16 protein-coding genes are annotated in these 14,661 nt (G+C 61.7%); 13 read left to right on the top strand and 3 right to left on the bottom strand.

Annotated elements, in window-relative coordinates:
• From IU367_RS18640 to IU367_RS18620, 5 genes are all read left to right on the top strand, one after another.
• The gene (locus IU367_RS18640; RefSeq protein WP_274452717.1) at window positions 1-1,134 is read left to right on the top strand and encodes a glycerate kinase; all 1,134 of its coding nucleotides are present in this window, start codon (window positions 1-3) and stop codon (window positions 1,132-1,134) included.
• A gap of 212 nt (window positions 1,135-1,346) precedes the next feature.
• Window positions 1,347-1,910, top strand: a complete 564-nt coding sequence (locus tag IU367_RS18635) for an NnrU family protein (protein WP_274452716.1) — start codon at window positions 1,347-1,349, stop codon at window positions 1,908-1,910.
• A 65-nt stretch (window positions 1,911-1,975) separates the two neighbouring features.
• Window positions 1,976-2,509: a glutathione peroxidase gene (locus IU367_RS18630; protein ID WP_098980798.1), complete on the top strand. Its 534-nt coding sequence runs from the start codon at window positions 1,976-1,978 to the stop codon at window positions 2,507-2,509.
• Between the two features lie 82 nt (window positions 2,510-2,591).
• Window positions 2,592-3,527 (top strand): LysR family transcriptional regulator, encoded by a 936-nt coding sequence (locus IU367_RS18625; RefSeq protein ID WP_181003630.1) that lies wholly within the window; start codon window positions 2,592-2,594, stop codon window positions 3,525-3,527.
• 182 nt (window positions 3,528-3,709) lie between these two features.
• The gene (locus IU367_RS18620) at window positions 3,710-4,906 is read left to right on the top strand and encodes a NupC/NupG family nucleoside CNT transporter (RefSeq protein ID WP_274452715.1); all 1,197 of its coding nucleotides are present in this window, start codon (window positions 3,710-3,712) and stop codon (window positions 4,904-4,906) included.
• Between the two features lie 299 nt (window positions 4,907-5,205).
• Here IU367_RS18620 and IU367_RS18615 read toward each other — a convergent pair whose 3' ends face one another.
• Window positions 5,206-5,700 carry a methylated-DNA--[protein]-cysteine S-methyltransferase gene (locus IU367_RS18615; protein WP_274452714.1) on the bottom strand — a complete coding sequence of 165 codons (495 nt, stop codon included), beginning with the start codon at window positions 5,698-5,700 and terminating at the stop codon, window positions 5,206-5,208.
• A 43-nt stretch (window positions 5,701-5,743) separates the two neighbouring features.
• The gene (arfB, locus tag IU367_RS18610; RefSeq protein ID WP_274452713.1) at window positions 5,744-6,160 is read right to left on the bottom strand and encodes an alternative ribosome rescue aminoacyl-tRNA hydrolase ArfB; all 417 of its coding nucleotides are present in this window, start codon (window positions 6,158-6,160) and stop codon (window positions 5,744-5,746) included.
• Window positions 6,161-6,361: 201 nt separating this feature from the next.
• Here arfB and glnK point away from each other — a divergent pair, with 201 nt between their 5' ends.
• The 5 genes from glnK (at window position 6,362) to IU367_RS18585 (ending at window position 11,741) form a co-directional block, all read left to right on the top strand.
• Window positions 6,362-6,700, top strand: coding sequence for a P-II family nitrogen regulator (gene glnK / locus IU367_RS18605; RefSeq protein WP_042869091.1), 339 nt, complete (start codon window positions 6,362-6,364; stop codon window positions 6,698-6,700).
• 251 nt (window positions 6,701-6,951) lie between these two features.
• A complete protein-coding gene (locus IU367_RS18600) occupies window positions 6,952-7,959 on the top strand; it encodes a Fe(3+) ABC transporter substrate-binding protein (protein WP_274452710.1) in 1,008 nt (335 codons plus the stop codon).
• A gap of 39 nt (window positions 7,960-7,998) precedes the next feature.
• On the top strand, window positions 7,999-9,624 hold the full coding sequence (locus IU367_RS18595; protein WP_274452709.1) for an ABC transporter permease: 1,626 nt from the start codon (window positions 7,999-8,001) through the stop codon (window positions 9,622-9,624).
• A gap of 74 nt (window positions 9,625-9,698) precedes the next feature.
• On the top strand, window positions 9,699-10,733 hold the full coding sequence (locus IU367_RS18590; RefSeq protein WP_043140597.1) for an ABC transporter ATP-binding protein: 1,035 nt from the start codon (window positions 9,699-9,701) through the stop codon (window positions 10,731-10,733).
• Between the two features lie 102 nt (window positions 10,734-10,835).
• Window positions 10,836-11,741, top strand: a complete 906-nt coding sequence (locus IU367_RS18585) for a Dyp-type peroxidase (protein ID WP_274452708.1) — start codon at window positions 10,836-10,838, stop codon at window positions 11,739-11,741.
• An 88-nt stretch (window positions 11,742-11,829) separates the two neighbouring features.
• On the opposite strand, the gene argR is transcribed toward IU367_RS18585, so the two are convergent.
• Window positions 11,830-12,300 carry a transcriptional regulator ArgR gene (gene argR, locus IU367_RS18580; protein WP_005308670.1) on the bottom strand — a complete coding sequence of 157 codons (471 nt, stop codon included), beginning with the start codon at window positions 12,298-12,300 and terminating at the stop codon, window positions 11,830-11,832.
• Window positions 12,301-12,501: 201 nt separating this feature from the next.
• Here argR and IU367_RS18575 point away from each other — a divergent pair, with 201 nt between their 5' ends.
• Genes IU367_RS18575 through artQ form a run of 3 tightly spaced genes read left to right on the top strand, consistent with a single transcriptional unit; the run spans window position 12,502 to window position 14,659 of the window.
• Complete coding sequence (locus IU367_RS18575) at window positions 12,502-13,242, top strand: ATP-binding cassette domain-containing protein (protein WP_043557508.1); 741 nt, start codon at window positions 12,502-12,504, stop codon at window positions 13,240-13,242.
• A gap of 25 nt (window positions 13,243-13,267) precedes the next feature.
• Window positions 13,268-14,005: a transporter substrate-binding domain-containing protein gene (locus tag IU367_RS18570; protein ID WP_043140605.1), complete on the top strand. Its 738-nt coding sequence runs from the start codon at window positions 13,268-13,270 to the stop codon at window positions 14,003-14,005.
• 3 nt (window positions 14,006-14,008) lie between these two features.
• Window positions 14,009-14,659 carry an arginine ABC transporter permease ArtQ gene (gene artQ, locus IU367_RS18565; RefSeq protein ID WP_043140609.1) on the top strand — a complete coding sequence of 217 codons (651 nt, stop codon included), beginning with the start codon at window positions 14,009-14,011 and terminating at the stop codon, window positions 14,657-14,659.
• Window positions 14,660-14,661: the final 2 nt, after the last annotated feature.

Genomic DNA, 14,661 nt, shown 5'->3' with positions numbered 1-14,661 from the left:
ATGAAAATTGTTATCGCACCGGATTCATTCAAGGAGAGCCTGAGCGCCATGGCGGTGGCCGATGCCATCGAGGCGGGTTTCAAGCAGGTGTTGCCAGATGCCACCTACATCAAGCTGCCCATGGCCGATGGCGGCGAGGGCACTGTGCAATCCCTGGTGGATGCCACGGGTGGCAGCATACTGCCGTTTTATGTGACAGCGCCGCTCGGCAACCAGGTGCAGGGCTTCGTCGGCCTGCTGGGGGATGGCGAACGCGCCGTCATCGAGATGGCGGCTGCCTCCGGCCTGCACCTTGTCCCACCCGAGCTGCGCAATCCGCTGCACACCTCCAGCGTTGGCACAGGTGAGCTGATCCTGGCGGCCCTCGATATGGGGGTGAAGCACCTGATCCTCGGCATAGGCGGCAGTGCCACCAACGATGGCGGTGCCGGCATGATGCAGGCGCTCGGCGGCAAGCTGCTCAAAAGCGATGGCACCCCCATAGCGCCGGGCGGCGCCGGGCTGGCGGAGCTGGCCACCATAGATCTGAGCGGGCTGGATTCGCGTTTGAGCAAGATCACCATAGAGGTGGCCTGTGACGTGGACAATCCGCTGTGCGGCCCGACAGGCGCCTCCGCCGTGTTTGGCCCGCAGAAGGGAGCCAACGCCGAGATGGTGGCCCAGCTGGATGCCAACCTCTCCCACTACGCCGACTGCATCGAGCATTCCCTCGGCTGCCAGGTGAAGGCGATCCCGGGGGCTGGCGCCGCCGGTGGCATGGGCGCGGCCCTGGTGGGCCTGCTTGGTGCCGAGCTCAAGCCCGGCATCCAGATCGTCATAGCGGCGCTGAAACTGGCCGAGGCGGTGGCCGATGCGGATCTCGTCATCACGGGGGAGGGACGTATCGACAGCCAGACCATTTATGGCAAGACGCCAATCGGTGTCGCACGCTGCGCCAAGCAGTTCGGCAAGCCGGTGATAGGTATTTCGGGCTGCCTCACCGACGATTACGGTGTGGTGCATGAGCACGGACTGGATGCGGTGTTCGCCGTGGTCAATCGCGTCATGTCCCTGCCGGAGGCGCTGGCCACCGCCACCACCAACCTGCAGCTCACGGCCCGCAACGTGGCCGCGCTCTATATGCTGCGCAGTTAATCCTTTTCTGGCTGGTGCCTGGCACCGGCCAAACCCTGCCCCGTGTCGCGGTGATGACCGGCATCCACTGCCGGTCTGCCCGAAACACCTTGCCGATCTGTCGATCGGCTTTTTTCATTATCCTGCTGTATCCCCACCACTTTTCTGCGGTTTCTGTGTTCCGGTTGCGCACTTTGCGGCATAGTGATCCCCCATAGTACAAGGAGCAACCCATGATCTTGCTGACCCTGGGGGTACTGCTGTTTACCCTTATCCACCTCTACCCCTGCTTCGCCGCTGCCCACAGGGAGCGCCTGCGCGACCGGCTGGGGGAGAATCGTTACAAGGGGCTCTTCTCGCTGCTGGTATTTGTCGCCATCGGCTTCATTCTTGCCGGCTGGCGCAGTGCCAGCCCCATGCCGCTCTACTTGCTGCCCGCCTGGGGGCCGACCCTGATGATGGCCGCCATGCCGGTCGCGTTGATCCTGTTCTTCTCCGGCCAAGGGCCCAATCACCTGCGGCGCTGGCTGGTGCATCCCCAGCTGCTCGGCACCCTGATCTGGGCCGGCGCCCATCTGGCGGTCAACAGCGAGGCCCGCTCCCTGGTGCTGTTCGGTGGCATAGGTCTATGGGCGCTGATCAGCATCATCTGGATTTCGGTGCGTGACTGGCAGCGCCATCCCCGTCCCGCAGCGAACTGGGTTGGCACAGGGATAAGCGTGGGGGCCGGGCTCGCGGTCACGGCGCTGCTGATCTTCTGGGGCCATGGCTGGCTGACCGGCATACCGCTGCGCTGAGGCAGGGTTGAACCGACTGCGCCGTTTGTGCGTATGACGCTCATCTGTTCAAAAGGAGTTGCCCGATGAAATGGTTCACTTTGTTATTGCTGCTCGGTGCGGGAGCCGTATCTGCCGCCTGTCCCGACTACTTCAATGTGGAGATGCGAGAGCTCAACAACACCCAGCGCCACAACCTCTGCCAGCTGACCGAGGGCAAGGTGGTACTGGTGGTCAATACCGCCTCCTATTGCGGCTATCGCGGCCAGTTCCGGGATCTGGAGCAGCTCTATCAGACCTACAAGGACAAGGGATTGATAGTGCTGGGCTTTCCGTCCAACGACTTCTGGCAGGAGGCGGGGGATGAGGGCAAGACAGCTGCCGTCTGTCGCCGTGACTACGGGGTGACCTTCCCCATGTTCAACCGGCTGGCGGTGCGCGGTGACGATGCCAGCCCGCTCTACAAGGGGCTGGCCGCGGCGGCGGGCGAGGCGCCGGGCTGGAACTTCCACAAGTACCTGATCGGGCGCGACGGCAAGCTGGTCGCGAGTTATGGTGCGAACCAGAATCCGGCCGACGATCCCCTGCAAAAAGAGGTCAAACGGGCGCTCGGTCTTTAGGCCTACCCCGCTGCGGGCGGCTCTGGAATAATGGAGGCCCGCTTTCCTATCTGGTAATCCCGTGCTGCAACGTCTGCCCCAAATGGTGATCTTCGATGCCCTGGTCCGTGAACAGGGCATCTCGGCGGCCGCGCGACGGCTCGGCGTCTCCAAGTCCCACATCAGCAAGCAGCTGGCCCAGCTTGAGACCGAGCTCGGTGCCCAGCTGGTGCAGCGCACCACTCGCCGCTTCTCCCTGACCGAACTCGGCCAAGAGTATGCCCGTCACTGCCGCGCTCTGGTGGCGGTGGCGCTGGAGGCGGACTCCATGGTAGCGGAGCGCCGTGGCAAGGTAAGCGGCATCCTGCATCTGGGGGTCGGTCAGTCATTTGGCCGGTTGCACGTGATCCCGCGCCTCAAGGCGTTTCAGGATCGCTACCCAGAGCTGGAGCTGGAAGTCTCCCTGTTCGATCACAGAACCAACCTGGTGGATGAGGGGCTGGATCTCTGGATCACCACCTATGAAGACAAGCCAGAGGCGCTGGTGGGGCAGCGACTGGCGGATATCCACTTCGTGCTGGTGGCCTCGCCGGACTATCTGCTGAGCCACGGCACCCCGCTGCACCCCAAAGATCTGGCCCAGCACAATTGCATCACTTACCAGAGTCGGGAGCGGCGCTACCACGAGTGGTCGTTTCGCCAGGGCAAGGAGCGCCAGACGGTGCAGGTGGCCGGCAACTACCGGGTGGATCTGGCGGAGGCGGTGCGCGATGCCGCCCTGGCCGGGCTCGGCATCGCCTATGTCGCCAATTACTTGCTGGACAAGGAGTTGCAGTCCGGTCAGTTGATCCCCCTGCTGCCCCAGTGGCGGCCGAACCAGAAGATGGCGGTGCACGCCGTCTACGCCAGACGCGAACATCTGGATCCCAAGATCCGGCTGTTCATCGATTTCCTCAAGGAGAGCTTCGGTCCCAATCCCTATTGGGAACAGCGACTCGCCCCCTGGCTCGGCGGCAAATTGTCCGGCACAGAGGAATAATCGTTTCTATATACGAACACTGGCTTTCGCGTGATACCAAAATTGAACCAAATCAGCGGGTTGGCGCAACCGGTATCGTGCAAACGTTTTTGCTAACAGGGCTGTAACCAAGCGGGCTTGCAGTGGCGGAGCATGGAGCGCAGAATCCGCGCCCATCTTTTGCCCCACCTGATGGAATCCCTATGATAGCCCTGCTCGGCATACTGAGTATCCTGGCCCTGGCCGTGCTCTGCTCTGATAATCGTCGTCGTATCCCGTTGCGAACAGTGGGTCTCGCCCTCTGCCTGCAAGTCCTCTTCGCCGGCCTGGTGCTCTGGCTGCCTGCCGGTCAGCATGTGCTGAACGGGGTCAGCGAGAGCGTCAGCAGCGTGATTGGCTACGGTCAGGAGGGGATCGCCTTCCTGTTCGGCGATCTGGCCAAGTTCAAGCTGGGCTTCATCTTTGCGTTCAACGTGCTGCCGGTCATCATCTTCTTCTCTGCTGTGATCGCCATCCTCTACCACATAGGCCTGATGCCGCGGGTCATAGCCCTGCTGGGCGGCGGTCTGCAGAAGCTGCTGGGTACCGGCCGTGCCGAGAGCCTCTCCGCCACCGCCAACATCTTCGTCGGCATGGTGGAGGCGCCGCTGGTGGTCAAACCCTATCTCTCCAAGATGTCCGACTCCCAGTTCTTCGCCGTGATGAGCTGCGGTCTTGCCTCCGTGGCCGGCGGTACCCTGGTGGGTTACGCCAGCATCGGGGTCGAGCTGAAATACCTGATAGCCGCGGCCTTCATGTCGGCTCCGGCCGGTCTGGCCATGGCCAAGATCCTGGTACCGCCCGGCATTGGCGAGGTGGATCACCATCAGGACGTGGAGATGCCGCGCTCAACCAACGTGATCGAAGCGGCGGCCGATGGCGCCATGGCTGGCCTCAACATAGCGGTCGCGGTCGGTGCGACTCTGCTGGCCTTCGTCGGGGTGATCGCCATGCTCAACGGCCTGCTGGGCTGGGCCGGTGATCTGGTGGGGCTGGAGCTGAGCTTCCAGATCATCCTGGGCTGGCTGTTCGCCCCCGTCTCCTGGCTGATCGGCGTGCCCTGGGATCAGGCCCAGGCCGCTGGCGCCCTGATAGGGACCAAGATAGTCATCAACGAATTCGTTGCCTTCATCGCCCTGGTGCAGGATCAGACCCTGAACGAATCGAGCAAGGCCATAGTCACCTTCGCCCTGTGCGGTTTCGCCAACATCTCCTCCATGGCGATCCTCATCGGTGGTCTGGGTGCTATGGTGCCGGAGCGCAAATCCTTCATCGCCCGTTACGGCATGCGCGCCATACTGGCGGGTGTGCTGGCGAACCTGATGAGTGCCTCGCTGGCGGGGCTCTTCCTCGCACTCTGATTGACCCTGAAGTTAGCACCTTCCGGTCAGAGCCCGCTTCGGCGGGCTTTTTTGTGGCCGCGTTCGGGCAAAAAAAAAAAGCGCCTCAGAGGAGGCGCGGGGAAAAAAGACAGATTGGAAGCGTCACATGGGTGCCACTTGAATGAGGGATGAGCCATGCCATCCAAGTGTGAAGCCATGATGCCTGACCCTGTCTGAAGCCCTTCTGAGGCGATTCTTCATACTGTGTTCATTTTGCTAAACGTGAAACGGGGCCAATCCAGCGGCTGAAGCCCGCGTTTACAGGGATGCCGCTGTTGTCAGGGAGTCAATTCAAATGAACCGGCGGTCTGCTGCTCCAGCGCCAGCAACCAGCGTTTGATGGGTATGCCGCCGGCATAACCGGTCAGCTCGCCACTGCGCCCTATCACCCTGTGGCAGGGCACTATGATGCTGAGGGGGTTGCGGCCATTGGCGGCGCCCACCGCCCGCACCGCCTTGTGGTTGCCGATGGACTGGGCTATTTCGAGATAGCTGACGGTCTCGCCGTAGGGAATGTCGCACAGGGCGCGCCATACCGATTGCTGGAACGGGGTGCCTTTGGCTGCGAGCGGCAGCTCGAAGCGCTGCAGCCGGCCAGCGAAATAGGCGGCGAACTGCTCGACATAGGGCGCCAGCGCCAGATCATCCTGGCGCCACTGAGGGGTTGGCATTATGGGGCGCTCACCCTGCATGAACTCCACGTGGCGCAGGCCATCCTTATCGATGGCGATGAGCAGGGGGCCGTGGGCGCTGTCGCAAAAACTGTATCTCATCTTCTCTCATCCTTGGCGTGGGCAAGTCGTAAGGCTGGCGATATTACTCCAGCACGGGTTTGCCGCGGGCCGACTTGATGTCGCCCTTGCGCTTCTTGGCGTCGACCCGCTTGCGCTGGGAGCTGCGGGTCGGCTTGGTGGCATGACGGGCCTTGGGGCGCCAGGCGGCCTTCTTCAGCAGCTCCACCAGGCGGCTCATGGCCTCCTTGCGGTTCATGTCCTGGCTGCGATGGGTCTCGACGCGGATCTGGATAAAGCCGTCGTGTACCCGGTTGTCGCTCAGCTTGTCGAGTCCCTCCTTGTAGAGATCCGGCAGGCTGGGGGAGCTGCGGTAATCGAAGCGCAACCAGACGGCGGAGTCGGTCTTGTTGACGTGCTGGCCGCCGGCACCCTGAGCCCGCATGGCTTGAAACTGCAGCTCATGCCAGGGCAGGGTCACGCTGTTGGAGATGACTAACATACTGCTGTGCTCTTGTTTGGTGCATCGGGAGAGGCTGGTTCAGCTTGGTGCCTCATTATGGGGCGAGATGCGCTCCCTTGGTGATGTTGGGGGGTATCTATCCCGGACACAAACACTATCCTTTTGAAATTAAACAATAAAAAGACTTGGCACAAGAATTGATTCCCAATTCATGACATACCATGGATTGGGAGCAACCAGATGAAGCTGATTACTGCGATTATCAAACCCTTCAAGTTGGACGATGTGCGCGAAGCCGTCGCCAACCTGGGGGTCGAGGGTCTGACCGTGTCCGAGGTCAAAGGGTTTGGCCGCCAGAAGGGGCACACCGAATTATACCGGGGAGCCGAGTACCAGGTCGACTTCTTACCCAAGGTGAAGCTGGAAATAGCGACGGCCGATGACAACGTCGAAGGTGTGATAGAGGCGATCTGCAAGGCGGCCTACACAGGCAAGATCGGTGACGGCAAGATCTTCGTCTACGACCTGCTGCAGGCGGTGCGCATTCGCACCGGCGAGAGCGACGACGAGGCGCTCTGATCTCTCGCGCCTGATACCGGTTCGAGCAAGGGCACTCTGTTACTGATTGGCCGGACCGGACAGATTGCCGATGTGAAGTCGCGGATGGACTCCATGGTGGGGCTGGATAGGATTCTATCCGGCCCTTTTGTTTGCACGGCGTTTAAATATGTGATCCCGCACTCGATGTTTTCTTGATCCCGCTGTCGCGGCCAATGCAAAATACAAACAGCAATGGTTATCACTCGATATAGCAACTCAAGGAATGGATGATGAAAATGAAGATGCTGGCTCTGGTTTTCTCGACTCTGGCTGCTCAGGGAGCGTTGGCGGCAGGGGAGGTGAACGTCTACTCCAACCGGCAGGATGAGCTGATCAAGCCCATCATCCAGCAGTTCGAGAAGGAATCGGGTATCAAGGTCAACGTGGTGTTCGCCAAAGAGGGGCTGAACGAGCGTCTGGAGCGGGAAGGCAAGCTCTCCCCGGCCGATCTCATGCTGACCGTCGACATCAGCCGGCTGACCGATCTGGTGGACAAGGATCTGGTGCAGCCGGTGGACAGCAAGATACTGCAGGAGAATATCCCTTCCATCTATCGCGATTCGGACAACAAGTGGTTTGCCCTGACCACCCGGGTGCGCGCCATCTATTCCAGCAAGGATCGCCTCGGCAAGCTCGACACCATCAGCTATGAAGATCTGGTGAAGCCTGAATTCAAAGGGAAAATTTGTACCCGCAGCGGCAAGCACGAGTACAATGTGGCGCTGGTTTCCTCCATGATCGCCCATCACGGCATGGCGGATGCCAAGACCTGGCTGGAAGGGGTCAAGGCCAACCTGGCGCGCAAACCGCAGGGCAACGACCGGGATCAGGTCAAGGCGATCAAGGATGGCATCTGTGACCTGTCGCTCGGCAACAGCTACTATCTGGGCGCCATGCTGAAAGATCCGGCGCAGAAGTCCTGGGCCGATGCGGTCTACATCAACTTCCCGAACCAGGCCGACCGCGGTGCCCACGTCAACGTGAGCGGCGTGGCCATGACCAAGTACGCCAAGAACAAGGATGAAGCCCGCAAGCTGATGGAGTTTCTGGCTGGCGACACGGCCCAGCACATGTATGCGGACGTGAATGCCGAGTATCCGGTCAAGGCCGGGGTGGAGCCGTCCGCCATGGTCAAGTCCTGGGGCAGTTTCAAGTCTGACCCCATGCCGGTCAGCGATTATGCCAAGCACCGCAAAGACGCCTTGCAGCTGCTGGATGAAGTGAAATTCGACTTGTAATCAGATGGGGCCAAGGGCCCCATCAACTTCTGTGGTCTCATGAAAAATTGTGGATGGATTGCCAGCAGCTGGGCCACCGCCCTGCTGCTGGGTTTGCCGGTGCTCGCCCTGATCTTCTCTGCCTTCTCGGCAGAGGAAGACCTGTTTCGCCACCTCGCCGATACGGTACTGCTCGACTACCTCGGCAATACGCTGGGGCTGGTGGCGGGTGTGGTGCTGCTCAGCCTGCTGTTCGGGGTACCCACCGCCTGGCTGGTCGCCATGTGCCAGGTGCCGGGGCGCCGCGCCCTGCAGTGGGCGCTGATGCTGCCCATGGCCATGCCCTCCTATATCGTTGCCTACGTCTATACCGACCTGCTCGACTACTCGGGGCCGCTGCAGGCGGGATTGCGAACCCTGTTTGAGTGGAGCAGACCGACGGATTACTGGTTCCCGGCCATTCGATCCCTCGGCGGCGCCGCCTGGGTGCTGGCGCTGGTGCTCTTCCCCTACGTCTATCTGCTGGCCCGCGCCTCGTTTCTGGAGCAGTCGGTCAGCCTGATCCACTCCAGCCGCTTGCTCGGCTGTACCCCCTGGCAGAGTTTTCGTCGTCTCAGCCTGCCGCTGGCCCGTCCCGCCATCATGGTGGCCATCTCCCTGGTGGCGATGGAGACCCTGGCCGACTTCGCCACAGTCCACTTCTTTGCCATCAACACCCTGACCACGGCGGTCTACGACACCTGGCTCGGCTACGGCAGCCTGGCCACCGCCGCCAAGCTCTCCTGCCTGATGCTGCTGGCGGTGGTGCTGCTGATCGCCGTCGAGCGTCGCTCCCGTCGCCGTCAGCAGGTGTTCCAGAAATCCATGGGTCATGAGCCGCCGCTACGCTACCCGCTCAAGGGAATGAGTCGTTGGCTGGCCGGTCTCTGGTGCTGGGGACTGGTACTGGCCGGTTTCGGCCTGCCGTTCGTCATCCTGCTTGATTACGGGGTGCGCTATTTCGAACTCTCCTGGACGCCGGAGTTTGTCCGCTTCGCCGGCAACAGTCTGCTCATCTCGACGCTGACCGCCCTGCTCGCCATGGGCATAGCCCTGCTGCTCGGCTTCTTCCGCCGCCTCGATGGCGGAGTCAGGAGCCTGCTGCCCCTGCGCATCTCTGCCATGGGGTACGCCATGCCGGGCACTGTGCTGGCCATCGGCGTGCTGGTGCCGCTGACGGCCCTCGATTTTGCCATCAACGATCTGGCCGAGTGGCTCGGCCGCCAGGGCCCCGGCCTGCTGCTGACCGGCACCATCACCGCCATCGTGTTCGGCTACCTGGTGCGCTTCGTGGCCATCGCCATCGGCTCGGTAGAGAGCAGCATGGGCAAGATCTCCCCCAGCCTTGACATGGCGGCCCGCTCCCTGGGGCAGGGGGATGGCGGCATGCTGCGACGGGTTCATCTGCCGTTGGTGCGGCGCGGCCTGTTTGCCGGCGCCATGCTGGTGTTCATCGAATCCATGAAGGAGCTGCCCGCCGCCCTGCTGCTGCGGCCCTTCAACTTCGATACCCTGGCGACCCACGTCTATCAATTCGTCTCGGACGAGATGCTGGAGCGGGGGGCGCTCGGCGCCATCGTCATAGTGCTGGTGGGCTTGCTGCCGCTGATCTGGGTCAACCGCAGCCTGGACAGTCCGGGCCACTGAACGGGCAGATGAATCTCTGCAATCTTGTCCGGCCGCAGGTCGGTTCGAACCAAAAGAATATGAGGAAGCCAGCCGTGTCTTGCTTGCAGGTTGAAAATGTCAGTTGCCGTTACAACGGCCGCAATGTGCTGGAGCAGCTCTCCCTGACGGTGGCCGACAACGAGATCGTCTGCCTGCTGGGTGCGAGCGGTTGCGGCAAGACCACGCTGCTCAAGGCCATCGCCGGTCTGCTGCCACTGGCCGGGGGCGCTATTCGCCTTGGCGATACCCTGCTGGATGGGCCCGGTGGCTGCGTGCCCCCCGAGGCGCGCAACATCGGCATGATCTTTCAGGATTACGCCCTCTTTCCGCACCTGACGGTGGCCGACAACGTCGGCTTCGGCCTGACCCGGCTCGATCGCCGCGCTCGCCAGCAGCAGGTGGATGAGGCGCTGACGCTGGTCAATCTGCAGGGGCTGGGGGCGCGTTATCCGCATGAGCTCTCCGGCGGCCAGCAGCAAAGGGTCGCCATCGCCCGCGCCCTGGTGTGCAAGCCCAAGCTGATGCTGCTGGACGAGCCTTTCTCCAACATAGATACCCAGGTGCGGATGAAGCTTATTCTCGAGATCCGCGCCCTGCTCAAGCAGCAGGGGATAGGCGCCATCTTCGTCAGCCACAGCAAGGAGGAGGCGTTCGCCTTCGCCGACCGGCTGGCGCTGTTTCGGGCGGGTCACATCGAGCAGGTGGGCCAGCCTGAGCAGCTCTATCGTCGCCCGCAGAACCGCTTCGTGGCGGAGTTTCTCGGCGGGGTCAACTACCTGGCGGCCGAGGTGGTGGACAGCCACTGCGTGCAGACGTCGCTGGGGGTGGTGTGCGGCACCGAGCCTCACGGCCGTGCCGTGGGCGAGCTGCTGCAATTGATGCTCAGACCCCAGCAGCTGTTGCTGGAGGCCGTCGACGGCGGTGAGCTGGCGGTGCTGGAGCAGCAGTTCCTCGGCCATCACTGCCGGGTGTTGTTCGAGTGTGGCGGCCAGCGGCTCGAGGCCAGCATTGGCGAGCCGCTTGGCGGGATGCGGGCCAGGGTCAACCTTGCCCCGCATGCGCTGGTGCTGTTTGATCCATTGCCGTGACAGACCTGATATCGTTGTGAAATCAAGGAACTGGATTCACTCTGGTTTATAATCGCGCAACGCAACGCCAACATAGCTAATGCCTGTTCAGGGGAGAGATATATGAAAGCCCAAGCCGGGATCTGTGCAGAGCCGAATCTGCACGCCCTCTATCTGATGTTCAATCGCACCGGTGACGGCGCCGAACTGGTGGCCCGTCTGGCCAGCTTGCCTGCCCTGTGGGATGCGGTGAGTGCCGATTTCCCCGATGCCGGTTTCAGCGGTCTGGTCGCCGTCGGCGCCGATGCCTGGGATGGTCTCTACCCTGCCGCCCGTCCGCCCCAGTTCCGTGGTTTTATGGCTCAGGAAGCCAATGGTCATAAGGCGCCGAATACCCCGTTTGATCTCTTCGTGCAGCTGCGCGCCGATCGGGTCGATGTGCTGCACCACGCCGGTCAGCGCGTGATGGCCCTGCTGGCGGGGCTGGTGGCACTGGCCGAAGAGGTGCGCGGTTTCCGCAATCTGGATTGCCGGGATCTGACCGGCTTCGTCGACGGCACCGAAAACCCCCAGGATGAGCACAGGGCCGAAGTGGCGCTGCTCGAGGGGGGCGAATTTGCCGGTGGCTCCTATATCCACGTCCAGCGCTGGGTGCACGCCATGAGCGACTGGGAGAGGCTGGCCCTGAAGGAGCAGGAAGACATCATAGGTCGCACCAAGGCCGACAACATAGAGTATGAGTCGGCCGACAAGCCGCTGACCGCCCACATCAAGCGGGTCAACCTCAAGACCCCGAAGGGCGAGTCCATGGAGATACTGCGCCAGAGCATGCCCTGGGGCACCATGACAGAGCAGGGGCTCTACTTCATCTCCTGCTGCCGCACGCCGCAGCACTTCAATGCCATGCTGGCCAGCATGTACAAGGGGGAGGGCAGTCACTTCGACCACCTGCTGCGCTTCACCAGCGCCGTGACCGGGGCCGCCTTCTTCGCGCCTTCCGAGGATTATCTGGTGTCGCAGGGTAAATAAGCGCGGTTGAGATAACCAACAAAAATCCCGGCCTTGGCCGGGATTTTTCGTTCAGGGGGCGTCACCACAGCGGGACGGCCAAGCCTGATTAAGGGGTCTGTTCGAACAGCTCGAGGGCGGAGAGGTAGAGCTCCTCGATGTCGGTGTCGCTGGTCGGGGTGATGAAGATGGTGTCATCACCGGCTATGGTGCCGAGGATCCCTTCGGCCTTGCCGAGGGAGTCGAGCAGGCGGGCGATGAGCTGGGCCGCACCCGGGCTGGTGTGGATCACCACCAGGGCGCCGTTGTGGTCGACGTCCAGTACCAGGTTCTTGAGCGGGCTGGAGGTGGTGGGCACGCCCAGTTCCACCGGCAGGCAGTAGACCATCTCCATCTTGGCATTGCGGGTGCGAACGGCGCCGAAGCGGCTCAGCATGCGCGATACCTTGGACTGGTTGATGTTTTCGAAGCCCATCTCTTGCAGGGCAGTCACTATCTCTGCCTGGGAGCCAAATCGTTCTTCTTTCAGCAAGGCTTTAAAGGCCTTGGCCAGTTTTTCTTGCTTGTCGTTATGCTTCATCTTGGACTCACGAATGAGGAGGTGTGGCTGCCTGTCACGCTCAGGCGGCAGATATGAACAGCGTGCCCATTTTGCATTCATGTGCCTATTTTTGCAAGGAAGCGGCGCTTGTTCTGCATATTGATTCAAAATTAGCTTGCATCCACCCATGTTGGGGCTAAAATCGGGACGAAATTTTGAAAACTTATTCAATTGGGCTGTATGGGTATTGAATTAATCGGTATCGAAAAATCCTGGCACAAGGTGCCGGTACTGCAAGATGTCAGCTTTCGGACTGCACCCGGTGAGACCTTGGTGCTGCTGGGCCCGAGCGGTGCTGGCAAGAGTTCGCTGCTGCGCATGATGAACCTGCTGGACACCCCGGATGCCGGTGTATTGCGCATAGGTGAAAGTGAATTTTCTTTCCCGTCCAGCCTCTCTGCCGCCGAATTCAACCGTCAGGCACAGGCGCTGCGCCGCAAGGTGGGCATGGTGTTCCAGCAGTACAATCTGTGGCCACATCTGACCGTGATGGAGAACCTGATCGAGGCCCCCGTCAAGCTGCTCGGCATGAGCAAGGCGGCGGCCACCGAGAAGGGCGCCTACCTGCTGACCCAGCTGCAACTGGCCGACAAGCGCGATGCCTGGCCTGCCCGGCTCTCCGGCGGTCAGCAGCAGCGAGTGGCCATCGCCCGTACCCTGATGATGGATCCGCAGGTGCTGCTGTTTGACGAGCCGACGGCGGCCCTCGATCCCGAGATCACCAAAGAGGTGGCGGAGATCATCCGCAATCTGGGCCAGACCGGTATTACTCAGGTAGTGGTGACCCACGAGGTGGAGTTCGCCCGCAAGGTGGCCAGTCAGGTGATCTATCTGGAGAAGGGACGGATCATCGAATCTGGCTCCGCCGCCATTTTCACATCCCCGCAAACCAGCCGGTTTGCCGAGTTCTTGATGCATTGATATTCAAATCGATAAGGAAGCTGTCATGAAAAAGAGTCTGTTGCTGGTTGCTGCCATGGGCCTGTTGAGCACCTCTGTGCTGGCCAAGGAGATCAAGTTCGCCACCGAGGCCACTTATGCTCCGTTCGAATACCTGGATGACAAGAACGAGTTCCAGGGATTCGACATCGATCTGGCCCGTGCCATCTGCACCCAGGCCAAGCTGGAGTGCAGCTTCCACAACCAGGCCTTCGACAGCCTGATCCCCAGCCTCAAGTTCCGTCGCTATGACGCCGCCATCGCCGCCATGGACGTGACTCCGGAACGGGCCGCCCAGGTCGACTTCTCCGACATCTATTACGAGAACTCCGCCGTGTTCGTGGCCAAGAAGGGGGCCTTCAAGGGGCCGGAAGAGCTGGTGGACAAGACGGTCGGCGTGCAGAACGGCACCTCCCACCAGTCCTATCTGGTGGACAACTGGATCAGCAAGGGCCTGCTGACCGTGCCTTACGCCAGCTACCAGAGCGCCTTCCTCGACATGATGAACGGCCGTACCGACGGCGTGTTTGCCGATACCGCAGTCGCCGCCGACTGGCTCAAGCAGCACAAGGAGTATGCCGTGATCGGCACCCCTGTGACCGATGCCAAGTACTTCGGTACCGGCTTTGGCATCGCCGTGGCCAAGGGCAATCAGGAGCTGCTGACTCAGCTGAACAAGGGGCTGGCCGAGATCAAGGCCAACGGCACCTATCAGAAGATCTTCGACAAATACTTCGCGCACTAAGCCATGTTGAGCCTGTTGTTGGATGCAGCCTGGATGACCCTGGGGCTGGCCTTGGCATCACTGGTCGGGGGCATGGTGCTGGCGCTGGCGTTCAGCGCCGCCGAACTGAGCAAGCAGCGCGCGCTGGTGTGGCCTGTGGCCACACTCACCACGCTCATTCGTGGCCTGCCCGAGTTGCTGGTGGTGCTGTTCATCTACTTCGGCTCGACCCAGGTGCTGTTCCTCATCACCGGCGAGTATGTGGAGTTCAGCCCGTTCGCCTGCGGCGTGCTGGCGCTCTCCCTGCTGTTTGCCAGCTATGCCACCCAGACCCTGCGGGCCGCGCTCAATGCGGTGCCCGCCGGGCAGCGGCTGGCGGCGCTGGCGCTCGGCCTTGGCAAGGGGCACATCTTCTTTCGCATTGTGCTGCCCCAGGCCTGGCGTCATGCCCTGCCGGGGCTCGGCAACCAGTGGCTGGTGCTGCTCAAGGACACGGCGCTGGTCTCTCTGATTGGGGTGAACGAGATGATGCGTCAGGCCCAGATGGCCTCGGCCAGCACCTATGAACCCTTTACCTGGTATGCAGCCGCAGCCCTCATCTATCTGGCCATCAGTCTGGTGAGCGAGTTCGGGCTCAAGCAGGCAGCCCGCTATACCCGCCGCTACGGAGGTTGACC

Source organism: Aeromonas bestiarum (assembly GCF_028751155.1).
In the GTDB taxonomy this organism is placed as follows: domain Bacteria; phylum Pseudomonadota; class Gammaproteobacteria; order Enterobacterales; family Aeromonadaceae; genus Aeromonas; species Aeromonas bestiarum.
The sequence above is the reverse complement of the archived record's forward strand: the minus strand, read 5'-3'. Positions and strand labels throughout refer to the sequence as shown.